General features: G+C 52.0%; 14 protein-coding genes. 8 read left to right on the top strand and 6 right to left on the bottom strand.

What is annotated here, in order from left to right; genetic code table 11:
- Positions 1 to 47: 47 nt before the first annotated feature.
- Both SH668x_RS02230 and SH668x_RS02225 read right to left on the bottom strand, forming a co-directional pair.
- Positions 48 to 1,310, bottom strand: a complete 1,263-nt coding sequence (locus tag SH668x_RS02230) for a protein phosphatase 2C domain-containing protein (protein ID WP_437187068.1) — start codon at positions 1,308 to 1,310, stop codon at positions 48 to 50.
- Between the two features lie 166 nt (positions 1,311 to 1,476).
- Positions 1,477 to 2,490 carry a glutamine synthetase beta-grasp domain-containing protein gene (locus SH668x_RS02225; RefSeq protein ID WP_437188503.1) on the bottom strand — a complete coding sequence of 338 codons (1,014 nt, stop codon included), beginning with the start codon at positions 2,488 to 2,490 and terminating at the stop codon, positions 1,477 to 1,479.
- Positions 2,491 to 3,094: 604 nt separating this feature from the next.
- Here SH668x_RS02225 and SH668x_RS02220 point away from each other — a divergent pair.
- A complete protein-coding gene (locus SH668x_RS02220; RefSeq protein WP_437187067.1) occupies positions 3,095 to 4,264 on the top strand; it encodes an FG-GAP repeat domain-containing protein in 1,170 nt (389 codons plus the stop codon).
- An 85-nt stretch (positions 4,265 to 4,349) separates the two neighbouring features.
- Here the strand turns inward: SH668x_RS02220 and SH668x_RS02215 are convergent, their stop codons facing one another.
- The 4 genes from SH668x_RS02215 to SH668x_RS02200 form a co-directional block, all read right to left on the bottom strand.
- Positions 4,350 to 5,348 (bottom strand): DUF368 domain-containing protein, encoded by a 999-nt coding sequence (locus SH668x_RS02215; protein ID WP_437187066.1) that lies wholly within the window; start codon positions 5,346 to 5,348, stop codon positions 4,350 to 4,352.
- 98 nt (positions 5,349 to 5,446) lie between these two features.
- The gene (locus SH668x_RS02210) at positions 5,447 to 6,304 is read right to left on the bottom strand and encodes a deoxyribonuclease IV (RefSeq protein ID WP_437187065.1); all 858 of its coding nucleotides are present in this window, start codon (positions 6,302 to 6,304) and stop codon (positions 5,447 to 5,449) included.
- Between the two features lie 220 nt (positions 6,305 to 6,524).
- On the bottom strand, positions 6,525 to 7,841 hold the full coding sequence (hisS, locus tag SH668x_RS02205) for a histidine--tRNA ligase (RefSeq protein ID WP_437188502.1): 1,317 nt from the start codon (positions 7,839 to 7,841) through the stop codon (positions 6,525 to 6,527).
- Positions 7,842 to 7,967: 126 nt separating this feature from the next.
- Positions 7,968 to 8,417: a YkgJ family cysteine cluster protein gene (locus tag SH668x_RS02200; RefSeq protein ID WP_437187064.1), complete on the bottom strand. Its 450-nt coding sequence runs from the start codon at positions 8,415 to 8,417 to the stop codon at positions 7,968 to 7,970.
- Between the two features lie 412 nt (positions 8,418 to 8,829).
- Between SH668x_RS02200 and SH668x_RS02195 the strand changes: the two genes are divergently transcribed.
- The 7 genes from SH668x_RS02195 (at position 8,830) to SH668x_RS02165 (ending at position 20,499) form a co-directional block, all read left to right on the top strand.
- On the top strand, positions 8,830 to 9,582 hold the full coding sequence (locus SH668x_RS02195; protein ID WP_437187063.1) for an AAA family ATPase: 753 nt from the start codon (positions 8,830 to 8,832) through the stop codon (positions 9,580 to 9,582).
- A gap of 403 nt (positions 9,583 to 9,985) precedes the next feature.
- A complete protein-coding gene (locus SH668x_RS02190) occupies positions 9,986 to 11,281 on the top strand; it encodes a hypothetical protein (protein ID WP_437187062.1) in 1,296 nt (431 codons plus the stop codon).
- A gap of 414 nt (positions 11,282 to 11,695) precedes the next feature.
- A complete protein-coding gene (locus SH668x_RS02185) occupies positions 11,696 to 12,139 on the top strand; it encodes a DMP19 family protein (protein ID WP_437187061.1) in 444 nt (147 codons plus the stop codon).
- A gap of 360 nt (positions 12,140 to 12,499) precedes the next feature.
- The gene (locus SH668x_RS02180) at positions 12,500 to 13,936 is read left to right on the top strand and encodes a hypothetical protein (RefSeq protein ID WP_437187060.1); all 1,437 of its coding nucleotides are present in this window, start codon (positions 12,500 to 12,502) and stop codon (positions 13,934 to 13,936) included.
- A gap of 152 nt (positions 13,937 to 14,088) precedes the next feature.
- On the top strand, positions 14,089 to 15,183 hold the full coding sequence (locus tag SH668x_RS02175; protein WP_437187059.1) for a hypothetical protein: 1,095 nt from the start codon (positions 14,089 to 14,091) through the stop codon (positions 15,181 to 15,183).
- Positions 15,184 to 15,408: 225 nt separating this feature from the next.
- Positions 15,409 to 16,602, top strand: coding sequence for an aldose 1-epimerase family protein (locus SH668x_RS02170; RefSeq protein WP_437187058.1), 1,194 nt, complete (start codon positions 15,409 to 15,411; stop codon positions 16,600 to 16,602).
- A gap of 174 nt (positions 16,603 to 16,776) precedes the next feature.
- Complete coding sequence (locus SH668x_RS02165; RefSeq protein WP_437187057.1) at positions 16,777 to 20,499, top strand: glutamine synthetase adenylyltransferase; 3,723 nt, start codon at positions 16,777 to 16,779, stop codon at positions 20,497 to 20,499.
- Positions 20,500 to 20,565 lie beyond the last annotated feature (66 nt).

Genomic DNA, 20,565 nt, shown 5'->3' with positions numbered 1-20,565 from the left:
GTTCACCAATAGTCAATGTCGCCGACAGATGTGATCCGACGCGGTTCTCAACCCACTTCCACAACCATTGCGGTGGAATTGTCTCGACCATCCGCTCTAACGGCTTCCTGCACGATCCTCTCAGCTGGAGTCATCATTCTCTGTTCAGGTGTCGGCAATCGAATGAGGTCTTCGAGAGAATGGTCCCAAATTCCGTCATTGACACCATCCGTGCAAAGCAACAATCGATCGCCGGGAACCAGTCGAATCTCACCAATCTGTGGTTTGACATAGCGGTTTCCGGAGCCAAGCGATTGAGAAAGAACATTCTTTCGCGGGTGCTGACGCGCTTCGCGCTCATTGAGTTCCCCTTGACGACGTAGCCAACCGACGTGGGTGTCGTCATGGGAGATTTGAACCATGCCGCCGGATCGGGGCAGGTAGTAAATTCGGGAGTCTCCGATGTGGCCGTAGTAAAAGCGATCTTGAACAAACCAGACCATGCTGAGAGTCGCCCCCATGTTGCGGCCCTCTTCATAGCTGTTCCCCAGCACCGTCAGCTGACGATGAATTCCCAGAAACAGTTCTCTCAGGCAATCTCGAATCCCCGCTGCCTGATTTTTCAATTTCAGGCTGAAGCGTTGCGGCATCAGACGCGTAATGTTGTCGATGGCAAATTTACTCGCGAACTCGCCAGATCGTTCGCCTCCCATGCCATCGCTGACTGCGAACACGTAGTCGAATTCCGCAACGGGGACTTCTCCTGTCCCTTTGAGGTAAATGAATTCCTGCTGGCTGAACGCCACTCCCAGAAACTCGTCTTCATTGTTTGGTCGAACCTTCCCCATGTGTCGGAAGCCAGACCAGCGAATGACCCCCGGGTAAGGCGTTTCAAGAAAATCGTCCGCATTGATGACTGAACTGGATGGCTGAGGAGCGGCAGGTGCAGCGATGGAGGGATCGAGGATTGTGGCAAATTCGAAATCGATGAGGCAGAAACGACCGTCTCTGGATCGATACGTCACATTTCGCAGATACGGATCGTCGTGGCGTACGCCGTATGTTTCGAGTTCATCGAAAAGAGACTTCAGTTTGGCGTCGTCCATCTGGTCCACGCGGGCACCGCAGTTGGTCGTCACCAATTCCAGCTTGTCAGAGTCGTAGCTGAGGACTCTTGGGACAAAATCACAACCACGCTGCTCCAGGTATTGAAGAACCCGCAATTCGTTTTCGAAGCGGGCGGCAGCATTTTGGTGGCGAAAGAATTTGTGAACGCTCCCGTCATACCCGATTTTCACCAGAGCCCGTGCTGAATTCTTGGCCTCTTCCATAAGGATCTCGATGCTGATAACGCTGATTCAAAAGACTCGCCGAAAACGCACTCTGCGGCTCTCCCGCGATTTTCACAGGAGAGCTGGCGAAATCGCAACTCACAAAGTGAAATTAGCCGCACATTTTCATGTGCGGCTAATTCGAGTCTTAAACTGGACTGTTCACTTAGGCTTCTGGAACGGTCTTCAGGGTCTGGCACAACCGCTGAATAATGCGGTATGGGTCAGCCTGGGAGTTTGGACGACGGTCTTCGATGTATCCGCGGTATGCGTCATCTTTGACGAATGAGTGTGGAACACGGATCGAAGCACCACGGTTTGCAACACCGTAGTTGAACTTGTCGATTGACTGGGTTTCGTGCAGACCGGTCAGTCGCAGGTGGTTGTCTGGACCGTAAGCGGCGATGTGCTCGTTCTTGTACTTGTCGAAAGCTTCCATGAGCTTCTCGAAGTACGCCTTACCGCCGACTTCGCGCATGAACTTGGTTGAGAAGTTCAAGTGCATTCCGGAACCGTTCCAGTCTCCGCGGACTGGCTTACAGTGCCATTCAACGTCCAGGCCGTATTTCTCAGCCAGGCGGAGGAGCATGTAACGGGCGACCCACATGTCGTCGCCAATCTTGCGTGATCCCTTGGCGAAAATCTGGAATTCCCACTGTCCCTTGGCAACTTCGGCGTTAATCCCTTCGAGGTTAATGCCTGCTTCGCGGACGATGTCGATGTGCTCTTCAACAACATCACGAGCGAGATCGCCCATGTACTTGTATCCAACACCGGTGTAGTAAGGACCCTGTGGTGCTGGGTAGCCTTCTTCGGGGAAGCCCAATGGCTTGCCATCTCGCCAGAAGAAGTATTCTTGTTCGAGACCGACCCAGAGATCTGGCTCTTCTGGGACGCCAGCGCGGAAGTTCGTTGGGTGTGGTTCACCGTTTGGCAGAAGAACTTCGCTCATGACGATGAACGCGTTCTTACGTGTGACGTCTGGGTACAGAGCGACTGGCTTGAGCAGACAATCTGAGCTGCGACCTTCAGCCTGCTGAGTTGAACTTCCGTCAAAACCCCACATGTCGAGGTCTTCAACGGATTCTGGCGCCTTCTCGACGATCTTCGTCTTGCCACGCAGATTCGGTGTTGGCTGATATCCGTCCAACCAGATGTATTCGAGTTTGTACGTGGACAATCCCATTTCAGTTTTACTCCCAGGAATTTGGTAAGGTCGAGACAGCAGTATGGTCAATTGGTCCCTGATAGGCATCTCGCATCAGGGCTCCGCGTCAAAATTATCGGTTTATGGAATTCAACTCACCGAAAACTCGTGCTGTGCCATCCCCGAATTCGCTTTCGGGACATTTACGACGCATCGAGGTTCTTCGCGGTTAACTGGAGCTGCCAGCCTAAGCACTCATGCTTATTTCAGAAGCATTCTTGCCCACACTTCGTGCAATCATTTTCTTCGATTGAACCAAAATCGCGGTAAAGTGTGGAAAGGCCGAGCAGCAATCCTTCCGGAATCCAAACATGGCAAACGTGATGCCAACCAATGGGCAGAAGTGACTCAAACCTGATTTTTCTTGATTCTGGATCGCAGAACTCGCCGTTTCATGTCTGAAAGACGGACGTTGGCCGCCTCTGAGCATTAATGAGTGGGAAGTTTCAACTTTCGACCGACACCATCGCTGAGGTGAGTGCGAAATTTTGCGCGATATAGCTTGGTGAGTGTTGATCCTTTCGCGGAAATGTATCATACAAGGTTGAAATCTCCCTCCTTAGATGAAATGGATGCCATGAGTCGAAAACTCTTCCTCCACTCCCTCCTGAGCCTCGGGGCACTTGTTGGAACGGCCCAGGCAACTGCCGCGGGCGATTCAATCCCGTTTGACGTTAAAGTGCTTACCGTCGACCTGAACGAAGGATGCGACATCGCTGATATTGATGGCGATGGCAAACCTGACGTCGTGGCTGGACGAAACTGGTATCGCAATGGCGATTGGCTCCCTCGTCCGCTGCGTGCATTCGACGACGAAGGAGGGTACGTTCATTCCAACGGCGATTTTGCATATGACGTCAATGGTGATGGGCGTCCAGATGTTGTCGCTGGCGACTTCTTTACATCTTCCGTCTTCTGGTATGAAAACCCCGGTCCGGAGGCACTGGCCAAAGGCGAAATGTGGAAGAAGCACCTACTCCTCGATACTGGACTTGGATCCAACGAAGGATCGTTTCTCGTTGACTTGGACGGTGACGGGAAACCCGAGTGGATTTCGAATTCCTGGGTGAATACGAATCCGGTTGTCGCTTGGGAACTGACTAAAACCGATGATGGGCAGCCGACACTCAAACGACATCTGCTCTCTGAAGAGGGCCAGACTCATGGGTTCGGTTTCGGTGACATCAACAATGATGGTCGCATGGACATCATTACCGGGGCTGGATGGTTGGAGGCACCGGAAGAGAACGCGCTCGATGGGGTTTGGAAACTTCATAAAGACTGGAATAAAGCTCTCAGCGTGCCTGTGCTCGTTCGCGATCTGAATCAGGATGGATTGAACGACATCATCATCGGTAATCCACACGATTACGGGCTGTTTGTCTGGTTCTCCGAAGGGGTTGACGAGAACGGAAAGCTGAAATTTCGTGAAGTCGAGATCGACAAATCGTACTCGCAACTGCACTGCCTGCATTTTGCAGATCTAGATGGAGATGGACGCGACGAACTGATCACCGGCAAGCGGGTTCGCGCACACAATGGGGGGGACCCGGGGGCTGCTGAATCACCCATCATCACCTACTACAAGATCGACGACGCAGGAAACTTCGAGCGGCACGTCGCCAATGAAGGTCTTGCTGGAATCGGTCTTCAGATCCGATCCGCCGATCTGGATGGCGATGGAGATATCGACATTGTCGCCGCTGGAAAAGATGGAACAAAGATCCTCTTTAACAAATCCAAGTAGTGCCAGTTGATTGCATTTCACGCGAAAAGAGCCGCACAACGTCAGCTGTGCGGCTCTTTTTCTTGAAAACGGAGAAGTTCTTGTTCTACGCAGCCGAAGGTTGATCGTCGTGGATGACCGCCTGCGCTTTCTTCGTTGCGTAATGTTCCAGCCAAATCACGAAGGCTGCTGACGCAATCACCAGAAGAATCGCGAACCAAAATTGCCCGTCAATTGCGGGGGCTAGAATTGGCTCCATTGTCTTGTGCTTGAACTCGGTGATCTCTGGAGTCAGGTCTTTCTGGAACGGCCAGATCTTATAAAGAAACCCGATCTTGATTCCGCAGAGCCCAGCCATCGTCGCGCTTCCGTGGTGCTCGAGCATCCACTTGAGTACCTTGCTGCAACTGACCAGTCCGAGTCCGCATCCGATTGCAAAAGCAACGAGAATCCCGAAGTCATTTGATGTCAGGTCGAGCTTTGTCGCGCGGTCGATCACGCCGGTCAGGTCGTGATATTTCCCGAGGATGATCAACAGGAATGAACCGCTGATGCCGGGAAGGATCAGTGCGCAGATCCCGATGAATCCGCAAATGACGATATACCACAAATCATCGGGCGGAGTTTTCAGTCCTGGCATTTGAAGGATGACGATCGCAAGTGCGATTCCTCCGAACAGTAAGCCGAACTCCAAGCCGCCCCAACGTTCAACGAGCTTAGCCACCATCCAGCACGAAGCACCAATCATTCCGAAGAAAATCGGCAACATCAGGGTGAAATGATGCTCCATTAAGTAGTGCATCAACTTCCCCATGCTTCCGACACCGACAACAACACCGATCCCCATGAAGACGAGGAAAAGGGCGTCGATGCGCTGGAGGGCTTTTTTGAGCTGACCTTTCCCCAGCAGCATGAGAAACACAGCATCGATTCGGCTGATAGCTGTCACGAGACGCTGATAGATACCCATGATCAGCGCGATGGTTCCGCTATCTCCTCCGGGAATGACTGTGCAGAGCCCCATCAGGAATCCACAACCGATCGTTTTTCCTGGGTTCACTGGAGGAGGGGGAGTGTCTACTGCCGGCGGAGTGAATTCAGACATTGATCAAAGAACTCGAATGGAAGTTGAGGGGGCTGAGATGATCGAGTGCACACGTCAGTGTAAGGTGAAGGGCGGATTACTGGAAAGTTCGCATCCTGTCACTTTGCGATGAGTGATCGAAGTATTCTGAGATTCACAGCATCCATCTCTTCCCCATCCCGCTTCTCTTTTTTTGTTTCCAGGTACATCGGAAGCCCCTTGAACCGGGGATCGTTCAAAACGAAGCGAAACGGCTCCAGACCAAGAAATCCCTCGCCGATGTGTTCATGGCGATCGACTCGACTCCCCTGATCCTTCTTGCTGTCGTTCAGGTGGAAGGCTTTCACCCGGTCGATCCCGACATGCTCATCGAGCTGTTGCATCGTGCTGTAGTATTCAGAGCGGGTCTTCAAGCCATAACCGGCAGCGAACATATGGCACGTATCAAGACAGACCCCGTAACGATCTGAACTCGTTGACTCTTTGATGATCGTTCCAAGGTGCTCAAAACGATACCCGAGATTGGTTCCTTGCCCGGCAGTCACTTCAAGCCAGGTCTGAACAGCAAATCCGCTTGTGCGACGATGTGCTTCATCGAGGGCTTTGATGATTCGTTGAAGCCCTTCCTCCTCGCTCGTCTTGAGATAAGAGCCCGGATGCATCACCACACCGGACAGCCCGAGTGCTTCAGCTCGCTCCAGCTCAATGACGAACGCATCGAGCGATTTATTCCAAAGCTCATCGTCCGCACTGGCGAGATTGATCAGATAACTGTCGTGCGAACAGGGAGACTGGAGTTTGTGAACTTTAATGGCAGCTTTGAACTGACGAATCTCTTCATCAGACAGCGGCTTCCCCTGCCATTGATTATTGTTCTTTGTGAAGATCTGAACTGTTTGCATTCCGAAAGCTGCTGCGGCTTCCGCTGCTTTGTAGTAGCCCCCTGAAATTGACAAATGGGATCCAAGCAATGGCACCTGAAAACTCCTACTGTGGGTTTGATGGACAAATGCACCGACGTCCAATGACACGCTCGGAATCTGCAATGCACAATTCAAACACAAACATCAAGCTGAGGATAGCCGATTCAAAGAAGTTCCAGCGAGAGTTGTGCAGTTCTCTTTCGAACTTGTTGGAGAATCGCAATGAGTTACCGCGAGTACTTGATCAACAGCTTCCTGGCCCCTGATACAGGGGTTAAGTGGAGAGAATTCGGTGCAAATGAGCTGCGAGTTCGCCATCGCTCACCTCTGCCTGGTTTCCGGTTTCCAGATCTTTCACAGTCCAGATTCCGCGTTCAAATTCCTGAGACCCCGCGATCACGGCGGCCCGGAAATGTTTGCGGTTTGCGTACTGCAATTGCTTCTGGAGCTTCCTTGCCATCGGGTAGACTTCCGCGGAAATTCCCGATCGTCGCAGAGTACGTCCCAAGCGAACATAGTCCCCGAGTCGAGTCTCATCGAACATCGCAATGAGGACCTGAGCGGACTGGTTCGCACCCTGAATCAGGCCCAATTCTTCCATCGCGGCGAGCAGGCGATCGAGCCCGAGGCTTGCCCCAACTCCCGGGAGCTTTTCTTTCGTGAAGATTCCCGCGAGGTTGTCGTAACGACCTCCGGAACAGACGCTGCCGATCCCGGGGAGATCTGTGAGGAACGTCTCGTAGATCATCCCTGTGTAGTAGTCGAGGCCACGTGCGATCGAGACATCCAACGCGACACGATCTTCGCTAATGCCAGCAGTTTTGCAGACGTCGAAGAGCTCGCGCAGTTTGGTTACCCCTTCCATGCCACGCTCGTTGCCATCCAGAATTGCTTCACACTGATTCAGGATATCTGCTGGAGATCCTGTCATGGCAGCGAAATCGAGGACCTGGGCAGCGACGTCGGATGTGATTCCCACGTTCTGCACCATCTCGTCGATCACTTTTTCCCGACCGATCTTGGGGAGCTTGTCCAGGGCACGCAGCACCTTGGAGGAATGTTCGAGCAACCCGAACTTCTCAAGAACGCCGTTGAGCAACTGGCGATGGTTCACGCGAATGGTGAAGCCGGTGAATCCGATCGCTTCCATCAGGTCGTGAATGACCATCAGGGTTTCGATATCGGATGCATTCGCTTCGGTTCCGATCGTGTCGAAGTCACACTGCATGAATTCGCGGAACCGCCCTTTCTGGGGTTTCTCTGCACGCCAGACCGTTCCGATGTGGTAACGCTTGAAAGGTGTTCCCACCACACCGATGTTCGCTGCGGCAAATCGGGCGAAGGGGACAGTCAAGTCGAAACGCATTGCCACGTCCCGATCCCCCTGATCGGTAAACCGGAACAATTGCTTGTCGGTTTCGTCGCTCCCTTTGCCCAGTAGTACTTCGGCGTATTCGAGCGCCGGAGTATCAATGGGAACAAATCCATAGCTGCGATAAACGCGCCGTGCGATTTCCATCAGATGCTCTCGAGCGAGCATCGCTTCGGGCATGAAGTCTCGGAAACCTTTGAGCGTCTGCGGTTTGATCAGTTCGTTGGACACGGGAGCTACTGAATTCAGGGCTGATAGGAAATGGCAATGACCAGATGTCGCGAGTCATATCGACCTTCAGCGATCAGCCCGGGGGCAATCGCCACGACGCATCGGATCTACGGGTTAGCCGATGACTGGAAGGGCGATTGTAGTCGCTGAGACCTCCGCTGTGGAGAAACGATGTCCTTTGTCAGATGGCATGACAGAGAGTGCGTATTCCCAGAGTTGTTCGGGGGTTTCGAAGTACTTTTCGTACAACGCGTCGTCTTCATACTCGCAGTTGTCGGTCGAATAGCTGCGACAGATGTCTGGCCGGTCCTCATAGATTCCGCACAAGTTGTCTTCCCGTAGGTGTTTGCAGTCTGCGTACACCATTAGATACCAGACACCATCTTCAATGAAAACACCCACTCGACCGTGAAGCATAAACCATCGCAGATAGCTGAAGTCTTCCCGTTTCTTGGGCTCATCGATCGGAAAGGCGAAGTAGCGACAGCATTTCGCTGTACAGTAGCTGCAGAGAACTTCGCCTGCAGGGAGGTCTTCCTTGCGCATTTTCGTCTTGGTGGCCATTGCGTCTCCGTCGACAGTTTCAGGGTGTCAGCGCGCAGTGTAGTCGGCATCTCTTGCTGGAGTCGAGTCGGTGTCTTTGTCAAAACTTGAATGAATCTGTCTCGTGGGGCGTTGAATTTGGCGAATAGGTGAGTAGGAACTGGTTGATCCCGAAAACAGGTTCATGGGGGGAATCTGTCACGTCGATAGACTATTTGGGAGAGGTTCCCTGATGTGAATTCGACACGTTTCTGGCAGCGCACAAATTTCTATCCCATTTCAGCCAAGTGAACGAACATTCCGACTGCTCGTTCCCGAATACTACGATCCGGAACTTGAGTTTCTGGCTGCCCGGGAGCTCGAACGAATTCAGCAATGGAATCAAAGCAAACAGGGTTCGCGGGTAAAGAATACGCCAGAAAAGATCGCGTCGATGGATACCCTTGGGACAATTACGCCGCGGCGTCAGAGTAGTGTAGATGCCACTTACCGTTCCGAAGCGATGGAGCGATTGCGTTACCTAGCGCAGACGGGACATTGCGGGCTTCTCAGTGGAAGTGCCGGTTCCGGAAAAAGTCTGGCGCTCGCTGAATTGGGGGAGTCACTCCGACGCGAAGGTCTGACTGTTCTGACCGTTAATCTGAGTGGTGTTTCCTCCTCGGAACTCCCGACGCTCATCAGCACCCGTCTGGGGGCTGGGTTACCTCATCACACCGATTCCATTGAGCTATGGTCGTGGCTGCAGGAGTACGCCGAATCGACTCGTCGCCTCTCACGTCGACTCGTCATTCTGGTTGATCATCTCGACCGAGCTGAGGAATCGCTGGTTGCTCCGTTAAGTCGGTTGATCGAGAATTTCGGATCAAGTTGCTCGTGGATATTCGCTGGAGTGCCAGAACCAACGTCCGCATGGACCGCATTCCTTGGCCGTCATTTTTGGCTGCGTGTGGAACTCAAACCGCTCGCCACGCGTGAAGTCGGTCGGCTTCTGGCAAACACGATGGCGGAATGCGAAAGTTCCCCGTATCTCACTCAAGCGGGGGTCGACGCTGCCGTTGAAGCTTCGAATGGTAGCCTGCGTAAAATGCAGCAGATTGCTGATCTGGCAGCGCTCACAGCGGAGATTGAGAAGATTGAGAAAATCGACGCTGAATTGATCCGTTCGCTTATTGAGGAACTCGTCTAATCTGAGGTTCAGCGATGCGAGTCATCCTGAATCGGACGCCGACTCGGTCGGAGCGTCTCGTTCGCTGCCGACAAACTCTGAATTATCAGGCTGACTTGGCTGCTCTCTTCAGTTCGCCGCTCCTCTCTCTCTCTGCTCCTTCTTGCGATGACAAGAACCGGAGGGGTATAATTTTCTCGTGATCTGCAGCCAGCACATTCGTGAGAACGTTTTGTGAATGCCGACAACAATCTTCCTTGTTGCCGGGACCATTTTCATAGCGATTTCCGTTTGATGATTTTCAGCAGGCACACGTCGGGATCGAATCACTCCCAATTGGAGAGGTGTCATCCTGCCGCTTGTTTTCCGGTGGTTCTTCTGTGACGTGAATTCTCCCAGAAAATTTTCGATGGAAAGCCAAGCCGTGTCTGAATTCACTGCGATCTTCAGGCCTAAAGCGACTGCGATGTTCTTGATCGTGTCGTTGATTTGTTTTCTTGATTCGTCAGACACGGTTCTCCGTGCGCAGGGGACGAAAGGAGCAAACCGCCCGATTCCGCCACTTGAGCGGATCGCAGCTGAACATCGCCTCAGTGCGGATGACCTCAATGTGTTCATCGAGAAACAGGTCGAGTTCGTGTTGCAGAATGGCAAGATCGTCTCCAATGTCACCTTGAAAGAGTTGGTGCCCGCCAAAGATCCGAACTGGATCAAGGTTTTTGTCTACTCAGAAGAAGGGGAAAAGAAGGAAAAGCGGTTGCCGGTGAAGCAGGTCCATCGAATCAAAGTTGATGGCAGAGAGCTTGGCGTGACCTTTTTGGCAACGCAAAACGCAGCAGCCATTCAGGATCTGGATGCGAAACTCACTCAGGTGAAATCCCAGCTGCAACTGCCATTTGCTGTCTGGGACATCTACTCCGATGAACAACAGAGGGTTCACATTGAAGATCACAAGGCATACCTGAAGAGGGTGACTGAATTTTTCAGCAATCTTCCGCTGCACCTGACTGAAACGAAGTACTTCCTCTTTCTGACGGACATGCCACTGAATCAAGTTGGGCCCTACATCGCACATCTCGATAAAATGAACGAGATGCTGGGAAATGCATTTGGATTTCCCGCAGGTCACAACGTCTGGAAAGGAAAATGTGTTGTCATTGCCTTTGCTCAGCGAGCCTCGTTTCTTGCGTTCGAGCAGCAATTCATGAACAACACCAATGCCGCCGACGCGGCAGGGCTCTGTCACTCCGATACGACTGGCCAGGTGATTATCAGTTGCTATCGCGGAGACGATGCGGCCCGCTTCGGGGCGGTCTTGGTGCATGAGACGTCACATGGGTACGTTCACCGATACTACACCTCCAAATTTGCTCCAACTTGGGTCAATGAAGGGATGGCAGAATGGATTGCGCAGAAGGTTGTCCCACAGAGCGACAGTTTCAGGCTTCGGTTGGCGGAGGCGAAGCAACGACTAAGTCAAACTGGCTCGCTCGGAGGTTTGTTCGAAGCAACATCCATTGATGGATGGCAATATGGAGTCTCAATGGGACTCGTCGATTTCATGATTCGACAGAATCCCGATCAGTTCAGGCACTTCTTCAACGGGATCAAAGAGGGCCTCCCCTGGGAGGACAGCCTGCAGCGTTCCTATGGTTGGACTCCAGCTGAACTCATGATTCTCTACGGCCGCTCCATCGGGTTTCCGCAACTCACCCCGTGAACAGCACTGCCCCACTGGGATTACCTTCTGCGTTGTTGTAAGTGATTGTGTTCGCGTTGTTTATGTGCTGTTGTGTTCTCTCGTGTAACTCTTCGGGCCCGGTTGAAGTCGCTTCGCGAGGAGGGATTCACTACCGGGACGCCATTCATCCGCGTGAGGAGTCCTGGAAGTCTGAACTGGGTGAGTTGATTGCTCGATTGTTCCGGGCTTTCGATCAGGAAATTCGAGTCAGAAAAGCGTAGTGCGGTACAAACAGTGCGTTGCTAAGATGCACCCTGCAGCCAACTTCCCGTCCGGACTCTTGCCAATTCGCAGTTTCCAATGATCCCTAAAGCCATTACGCCGGAATTGCTCCAGAGCAGTCGTAACCTCTTCACTGATCTTTGTTTTTATATCAATGAAAATCGGAGTCGAGTGAACGGTTCTGCTCCGCCTGACTTTCCGCCCGGCCTGAAGCAGCTTCTTCCCATTATCAACATGGATCTCGCGATTCAGGGGGGCGGTCTATGGGGATATTTTGGCGACGTAACGAATGACGATGGGACGTTCTCTGAGGTCAACGAAGTTATTGAGTATCTGCGAACCATCAAGGCAGACCGAATTCGCTCCGTGCTAGAAGAAGCATGCGAGGTTTGGAAAGAGTTCGTCGCTGTGTACCTCCCTGCCCGGTGCCGAGTAGTCAAAAAGAGCTTTGAAGAGTTTCAGTACTCCAAGAAGTTTCGCGAAGACATGGAGCGTCAACTCGATCCATTGGATGATGAATACTTCGCTGCAGGCGAAGAACTGCAAGTTAAGATTGGTGAATATGCACGGAGCAATCCGCAGGCATTCATTCACCCTGTCGTCAATCAGGACTGACCAGCGTCCGAATTGAATGGATTGAGGCACTCTCGCTGCGAACTTGAGGGAGCTTGCAGAATTGCAGCTCACCTCACTGCTCTGGTTGGGAACCGTCTTGCGATTGAACGATTCCACGTCATCGCGATGCGGGTTGTAACTGAAATTTCCGTCGCCTCAGCCGAGATCGCTCAAAAACGGCGCCATCGGCTTTTCAATCGCCGAGCTGGAATTTTAGAGTACAGGGACGATGAGCGATTTGACAGTTCTCACATCCCGCTTACCTGCGAGCCACCAATGAATCGATTATTGAGGTTCTCATTGATTCCCGTTTTGAACTCTGCCTCAGTGCGCAGTCTTGTTGTAGGTTGTCTTATTGGGATGGCGACACCTCTTCTCGCGGATGAAGCCTCAGACCGGGTCAAACTACTGCCGCGAGATTCGAATGCGCTCGCTATTGTTCGCATTGACCAAATTCTTCAATCAGAGCGTGCCGTCAAAGAGGATTGGGCGAAAGCCGCTGACGAGAACTTTTTCAGTGGTGCTGGTGGAATTCCCTCCTGGGTGAAATCTCTCACGATTGGCTTTTTCGTTCGTCCGCTCGAACTGGATGAAATCTGGGGAGCCGGCGTGATGAGCGTTCCCGATGAAGTGACGTTGAAAGCGATTTCAGAAAGCGAAAACTCCACGCTCGAAACTCTCGTCGATTACCCCGCGCTTCGTACTCAGACCAACTCCTATCTGCTGGAGCTCGCTCATGGTCAATTGGGTGTCTGGCGACCGGGAGCACGACAGGAGGCTGTTCGATGGGCTCGTGACCTGAAGTACAAGACGACTGGTCTCCGCTCACAGTATCTGGAGACGGCTGCTCTCACTTCAGGCCATTTGATTTTGGCAATGGATCTCGAAGACGCTCTTGATCCAGTCATTTCAGCTGCTTACCTCGAACTGATGCCCGAACTCAAAGGGAAGCCAGACCAGATCGAATCAGTCCATCAGATTCTGAATACGCTGCGAGGAGTGACGTTCACCGCCACCGTTGGCAAGCTGATCACATCTGAATTGCGGTTCGACTTCGGGCTTAACGTTGGGAACAATGCACCTGTCCTGAAGCAGTTTTTCTCGCGAATCATCACCGATCTTGGAGCATCCATTGACGATTTCGACGCGAGCCAGGCGACGCCGGATGGAAAATCGTTTAGGCTGAAAGCGAATCTTTCAGAAGACAGCTTCAGTCGCATTATCTCCCTGCTCGGGGCACCTCCGACGCACCAGCAGAGCAACCACCAACAAGTTGCCGGAGCCTCACCGTCCGCTTCGGGAGTGAATGCCAGTGATTCGCGAAAGTACTTTGATCAGATCGACAAGATCGTCAATAACCTTGCTCGTTCCGCGCAGCGTTCGAATGACATTTCACGAACTGCACTCTGGCATGAACAGTTCGCTTCCAAGATTGAAGATCTCTCGGTGAAGGGAGTAGATCCCGAGTTGATTCAATATGCGGGTGATGTTGCAACCAAGTTGCGAGGTTTGAGTCGATCACTTCGAGGCCAGCAGATGCAGGTCGACCTCCACCAAAAAACTTTGACGGTTCAGCAAGATTTCAATCCAGGGTGGGCGTCAGTCAATATCTGGGGTGGAGTTGGTTATTCGGCCCCTTCAGTGAACACTCAATCTAATCTGCAACAGGTCCGCGAGAATCAGGCTGCTGCAATCGCTGCCGGCGCTCAGCAGCGAGATGAGGTTTGGCAGTTGCTCACGCAGGAACGCTCGGACGTTCTCACCAAAATGCGTCAGAAATATGGCGACAGTTTCTGAAGTCTCGATTTCAGCGAGTGAGTGGCGATCTGCTCATTCACCGCTGACATTGGCGTTTCTGGCGAGAATTGCTTTCAACGTGATGTCGATGTAGAAATGAGAGGTCCGCGCTCGATTCGAGTGCGGGCCTCTTTTTCTATCAGGACAACCCTATGGCTGCGATCGAAACTCGGGGAACGTGGCTGCAACGCTTTTTGATTCGATTCTTTTGCGTCTGCTTGGCCGTCTTGATTTACTGGCTCCTGGGCTTCGTTCTCCAAGATCTCAACAGCATCGCCAGACCGGACTATTCCCTGATAGAAAAGGATAAGATTGATGGCTCACTTCTGGATCGGGAAGTGGAGTTACAGGCATTAATCGCTGAGAATGGACGGGAGCTTCAATCTGAAACGACAAAACAGGAACTCCTTCGTGACAGCACTTCAAACGCTCAGATCACGATGAATCAGTTGCTCCGGTTTCAGGAGAAGAGTCTCGAAAACGCAGTGACACCGACTTCAGAGGAGCAGACGGCACTTGCCAAAAGCCAGGAGATCTTTCTTTCCAATCAGCAGCAATATCAAGATCTTTCGATTCGAGTGGGTGAGCTCAAAGCGACACAACGAGAGTTAAACAACGAATCTGAGATTTTGGCGAAGAAGTTAGTCGATGCTCGGCAGCCGATTCGCGATGAGTACGCGACTCAATTGAGACGACACTCGCTCGGTGTCTGCGCCGCGAAACTTGCCATTCTGATTCCAATTCTGTTGTTTTCGCTTCGACTCTTTTACGTCCACCGCAATAGCCTGTTTTTGCCAGTGTTTGTTGCTATCGCGGTGGCTGCGAGCATCAAAGCCATGCAGGTGATGCATGAACACTTGCCAGCCAGGGCGTTTAAATATTTTCTGATCATCACTTTTCTTGTCATCGTGAGCCGTGTCCTCGTCAGTTTGATTCGCTCCATCTCCAAACCGGCACCAGAGTTCCTGCTCCGTCAGTTCCGGGAAGCATACGAAACGTTTCTGTGTCCGGTCTGCAGCTTTCCAATTCGCCGCGGACCGTTGAAATACCTGTATTGGACACGCAGAACAGTTAAGAAGATTTCTGTTGCTGCGAATTCCGGTGAGACGGCCGATGAGCCCTACTCCTGTCCGAGTTGCAGCACGAAGCTCTACGAAACCTGCAGCGAGTGCGGCCGCATCCGTGCCTCACTGCTCCCGTCATGCGAACATTGTGGACACACAAATCCCGTTGTCTCGACGACGTAATCAGCGGCGATCAATTCGGCGTGTTGACGCTGAAAACTCGCGTGAACAGATTCACAGCGACGCATGGCATCCCGGAATGCCGGCCTGTAAGATCTGGTTCAGGGAATCACTTCAACCGCATAATCCACTTTGTTGGAAGATTGACGTTCGCCTCGGTTAGGACGTCGAACCAGACAACAGGTTGAAGTGAGACCAACACTTCTGATTCGATCCCAGGATAGATTCATGCCCACGACACGCATTCAATTAGACGCCTCGCTGAACAATGATCAACTGCCAGAAATGGAGACATTGCTGGATGGGGAGTCTCAAAAGAAGATCGCTGGTCGTAATGACTGGGGGATTCGCATGGGCCGATTCTGGAGCGGCCTTTCATCGGATGTGGAAGTCATTGAAGTTTGTAACGGTCCGCTTTCCATCCTCGTACTTCCGACACGCGGAATGGGAGTCTGGCGAGCGAGCACTGAAGAGACCACCCTTGGCTGGAATGCCCCCAATGCACTTCCGGTTCATCCAAAATACGTGAATCTTCACAACCGCAACGGACTCGGCTGGCTGGAGGGTTTCAACGAACTGATCTGCCGCTGCGGACTCGCATTCAACGGACCTCCTGGACACGATGAAGGAGCCCGGAGTCCATTGGAATCGAGCATTACGTTGCATGGTCGAATTGCAAATATGCCCGCCAGCCAGATTGAGCTCTTCGTCGATGAAGAGGCCGAACAGATTGGCGTATCAGGCGTAGTTGAAGAACGCACGATTTTCGGACCTCAACTGAGTCTGAAAAGTACTCTCACATCCAAGATCGGCAGCAATTCGTTTACTATTGTCGATGAAGTGACAAATGTTGGTCCGGAAACGACGGACTATCAACTCTTGTATCACACGAATATCGGTCGCCCGTTTCTCGAAGCTGGCACCGTTCTGGAAGCCCCTGCCGAACGAATTGTTCCACGAGATGCGCAGGCTGCTGAAGGGATCGCAACGTATCCACATTGCGAGGGCCCCACTCCGGGATTCGCTGAGCAGGTCTTCTACTACAAGTTGCTCAGCGACGATGCCGGCGAGACGCGAGTTCTCTTCAAAAAGCCGTCCGGAAAATCCGCAGTGGAGATGCGTTTCAACAAGAAGGAACTCCCCTGCTTCGCGTTTTGGAAATGTACTCAGGATGAACGCGGTGGTTACGTTGCTGGACTCGAACCTGCAACCAACTTCCCGAACTTCAAGACATTTGAACGCCATCATGGCCGTGTCATCCAACTCGAGCCTGGCCAAACCTACACGACCCGGTTTGAACTCACGATTCATGAGAATGAAAAGAGTATTCAACAGGTTTCGGAAGCGATCAAAAAACTGCAGGGTGGTGTGACTCCTCGCATCGATTCACATCCTGTGGCACCCTACTGTCCAATCGACTAACTCATCATCCAGTTTCCTCGGATCGTTGAGTCTTTCATTCCAGCCTCATTCTCCACAAGGGAATGAGGCTGATTCCCTTGACGCGAATCATCGATTCGCGTGACAGCCTGATCCTCCTTTCACACTGCCCGGCTGAGGAAACCTTCTTCTCGCCGGTCTGAAAGAGGCCCCTTGATGCTACTCGACCATCTCACTGCGATGACGTTGCTTGTTGGAGAAGAAGCACTCTCCCCTGAGCTAACCAGTGAACTGGAGCAGATCGGATTTGAGGACTTTACCGGAGCGATAAAAAAGCTTCGTTCACTCTGTCAGTCAGACACTCAACGATACCTGTTCGCGAAGATTCTTCCTTCGTTGTTTCAGGCTTTCGCCGACTCGGTCACTCCGGATGGCTCTCTACTGAATCTTCAGCGATTCGTGGAGTGTTCTGAAGATCGCGAAGATCTGTTTCAGAGGCTTTCTGAGCGCCCTCGGACCATCGAGATTCTGGTAAAGCTCTTCGTTGGAAGTCAGTACCTGACCGAAATCCTCATTCGGCAACCGCAGTATCTTGACCAACTGACCTTTCACAAACGGCTGGCTGAGTTCAGGAGTCGCAACGAGTTCTTCGACCAGATAAAAAAACAAGTCGATATTACTGCTTCGCCAGCAGATGTGATGGATCAGCTTCGGCGATGTCAGCAATGGGAACTCCTGCGACTGGCGGCCTGCGATTCGTTTGGTTTGATGGACCTGAGAACCGTCACCTTGCAACTGGCCTTGCTGGCCGATGCCATTGTTCAGGTGTCGCTCGATTCAGTCTCCTATCACGAAGGTGTCGACTCATCGGAATTCGCGGTCCTTGCATTGGGAAAACTGGGCGGTGAGGAGCTGAATTATAGCTCGGATATCGATCTGGTGTTTGTCTGCAATTCCTCTCCCGAGAAGTACTGGGGGCTCAGTCAGAAGCTGATCCAGATTCTCTCTGCCTCAACACAGGCAGGTTTTCTCTATCGAGTCGATATGCGACTTCGTCCTTGGGGCGATGCAGGTGCATTGGTGACTTCGGTCGACGCCTATATCGAGTACCATCGAAAGCACGGGCAACTTTGGGAGAAGCAGGCGCTGCTGAAGGCTCGACCGATTGCAGGAAACCTTTCCGTCGGAGAGGCGTTGCTGCAGCGAATTGGTCCGTCGTTGTGCGAAATCAAGATTGCAGACGCCCGTAAGAGCGTCCGGGAAATGAAACGAAAGATTGAGTCTCATCTCAATCGGAAGGGACGCGTTTGGGGAGAAGTGAAGGTCGGACCCGGTGGGATTCGGGACATTGAATTTGTCACACAGTTTCTTCAGCTCATTCACGGAGCAGAACGTCCCGAGATTCGAACGACAAATACTCTTGAAGGTTTGATTCGACTCTCCGAAGCAAATCTCATTTTCCCGGAAGAATATCGGCGGCTGACTGGTGGATATCTCTTCCAGCGGACGGTCGAGCACACATTGCAGCTCATGCACAATATTCAGGAGCATCAACTTCCCACGACGGAACGGGGCCTCGCTTATCTCGCGGGGCGACTCGATTTTCCGGATGCAGAGACGTTTGTGCAGCAGTATGAATTGCACTCGAAAGCAGTCCGGGAGGTGTTCGAACGCTATCTTGATTTCGATACCCATCCCCTCTTGCAGCCTGAAACACCACAAGAGGTCGAGAGTTCCATTTTCGGCAGCATTTCCAAGGACTATCCGGATCATTTTTCACCGGATCACGATTCTCTCCACGCTGCCATGCTCCGGACGATTAACTATGAGCATCCGCTGCGAATTCATGCCACTTTTGAAGACGAATCAACGCGGCGAGTCACGTTTGTCGGTCGTGATGAAATTGGTCTGCTCTCTGCGATCTGCGGTTTACTGTTTGTAAATGGATTCGACATCGTTTCAGGCAACGTCTTTGCTGATCCTGGTCTCGCACAAGACTTGAATGCTTCTGATGGCTCTCCGAGCAGCGAGATCCAATCACGGAATTCGGACAAAAGATACGCGAGAAAATTTCTGGCCGCTTTTCTGCTCAAGAGGACGTCGCGCGGACCTGCGATCGTCGATGAAGATCGATATTGGGCTCAAATTGAAACGGAAATCAAAGAGCAACTCCATACAACTGAGCTGCATGGCGTGACAGTTTCGCAAGGTCGATTGGCAGGTTTGGTTGCATCGGCCTTGGATGGCGCTCAAGTTAAATCGCTTCGGCTTCTCCCTGTCGAGATTTCGATTGATCAGACTCCAGGTAGTGACGTCACGGTTCTCCACATTCGGAGTGAAGACGTTCCGGGGTTCTTGTACGAACTGACGAACGCGATCGCAGTGAGCGGATTATCGATTCAACGAATGACTATCAGCACTGTCGGAAATCGGGTCATCGATACGCTTCACGTGGTCGACGAAAAACAGGTTGGACTCTTGAATCCCTCACGACTCAATGAGTTGAGGGCTGCGATAGTTTTGATCAAGCACTTCACGCACCTGCTTCCCAAATCACCCAATCCTGAATCGGCACTGCTCCATTTTCAGCAGTTTCTCGAAAATCTCTTTAAACAGGAGAACTGGCTGGAGCAATTGAGCCCGCTGCAAGATTCAGAGGTGTTGATTGCGTTGGCGAAACTGCTTGGAATCAGCAATTTCCTTTGGGACGACTTCCTTCGACTTCAGCACGAGAATCTCTTTCCTGTGGTTACAAACGTTGCTGGCTTACAGCTCCCCCGGGAGCGTGAAGCCCTGGACGAGGAAGCCGATGAAATTCTCCGTCAAGAAGACACTTTCGAATCCAAGGTCAGAGCTCTGAACGCGTTCAAAGATCGTGAGATGATGCGTGCGGACATGCGGCACATCCTCGGACTTCAGACCAAGTTTGGGATGTTTGGTCGAGAATTGACGAGCGTTGCGGAGGTTGTGGTCAATTCAGCTGTCTTGCTGTGCATGAAAGACCTGATCGCGATCCACGGAAATCCGATTCAATCCAACGGCGCCCGGTCAAAATTTGCTGTCTGTGCCCTTGGCAAGTTTGGAGGAAGTGAACTCGGCTATGCTTCTGACATCGAATTGATGTTTGTGTTCGATTCGGATGGACAAACGGACGGCCCACAGTCCATCTCTGTGATTGAGTTTTATCAACGTCTCATCCAGAATTTTCAGCAAACGATCATTTGTAAACGCAAAGGGATCTTTGAAATCGATCTTCGATTGCGCCCTTACGGGAGAGCGGGCGCACTCGCTGTTTCAATGGAATCGTTTCAGACATATTTCGCTCCGCAGGGGCCAGCGTGGCCATACGAACGCCAAGCTTTGGTCCGACTGCGAGCGTTTTCAGGAGACGCCGATTTCGGCAAGTTGATCGAAGAAACACGAGATCAACTCATTTACAGAGGAGAGCCGTTTGACGTTCGCGCCATGCGAGCGATTCGTGAAAAGCAGATCCGGCAGTTAGTCCATGCAGGCACGTTCAACGCGAAGTTGAGCCCCGGGGGACTTGTGGACTGCGAATATCTGATTCAAGGTTTGCAAGTCACTTTCGGGCATCTCGATGGGTCACTGAGAGAACAAAATACCCGCGAAGCGATGAAGGCGTTAGAGGCATACGGCATTTTGACAGGAACTGATCGGGTTCAGCTTCGGGATGCCTACCGATTCTGGCGACGCGTTATTGATGCGTTAAGAGTGGTAAGAGGCGATACCAGCGACCTTGCCATTCCTCCTTTGCTTAGCGAAGAGTTTACATTTCTGGTTCGCCGTCTCGGCTATAAAGGGACGACGGAAGAATTCAGAAATGAGCTGGAACAGCATACCCGCCGCGTTGTGGAAATTTCGTCATCGCTCGAATCTCTCATTCAGCGATCCCCGCTGATTCCTCTGGAGAACCCTTAATCTCTGCTTCATTTGGCTACTTCCTCATTCCACTTGTAAATGATGTTCAAATTCAACGAAAACTGA

It is taken from the genome of Planctomicrobium mucosum (genome assembly GCF_051466335.1).
Lineage (GTDB): Bacteria > Planctomycetota > Planctomycetia > Planctomycetales > Planctomycetaceae > Planctomicrobium.
The sequence above is the reverse complement of the archived record's forward strand: the minus strand, read 5'-3'. Positions and strand labels throughout refer to the sequence as shown.

Bases quoted from the DNA above. Each gene is read 5' to 3' on its own strand.
- SH668x_RS02230 (WP_437187068.1), bottom strand. From the start codon at position 1,310: ATGGAAGAGGCCAAGAATTCAGCACGGGCTCTGGTGAAAATCGGGTAT.
- SH668x_RS02220 (WP_437187067.1), top strand. From the start codon at position 3,095: ATGAGTCGAAAACTCTTCCTCCACTCCCTCCTGAGCCTCGGGGCACTT.
- SH668x_RS02215 (WP_437187066.1), bottom strand. From the start codon at position 5,348: ATGTCTGAATTCACTCCGCCGGCAGTAGACACTCCCCCTCCTCCAGTG.
- SH668x_RS02200 (WP_437187064.1), bottom strand. From the start codon at position 8,417: ATGGCCACCAAGACGAAAATGCGCAAGGAAGACCTCCCTGCAGGCGAA.
- SH668x_RS02195 (WP_437187063.1), top strand. From the start codon at position 8,830: ATGGATACCCTTGGGACAATTACGCCGCGGCGTCAGAGTAGTGTAGAT.
- SH668x_RS02180 (WP_437187060.1), top strand. From the start codon at position 12,500: ATGGCGACACCTCTTCTCGCGGATGAAGCCTCAGACCGGGTCAAACTA.
- SH668x_RS02175 (WP_437187059.1), top strand. From the start codon at position 14,089: ATGGCTGCGATCGAAACTCGGGGAACGTGGCTGCAACGCTTTTTGATT.
- SH668x_RS02170 (WP_437187058.1), top strand. From the start codon at position 15,409: ATGCCCACGACACGCATTCAATTAGACGCCTCGCTGAACAATGATCAA.
- SH668x_RS02165 (WP_437187057.1), top strand. From the start codon at position 16,777: ATGCTACTCGACCATCTCACTGCGATGACGTTGCTTGTTGGAGAAGAA.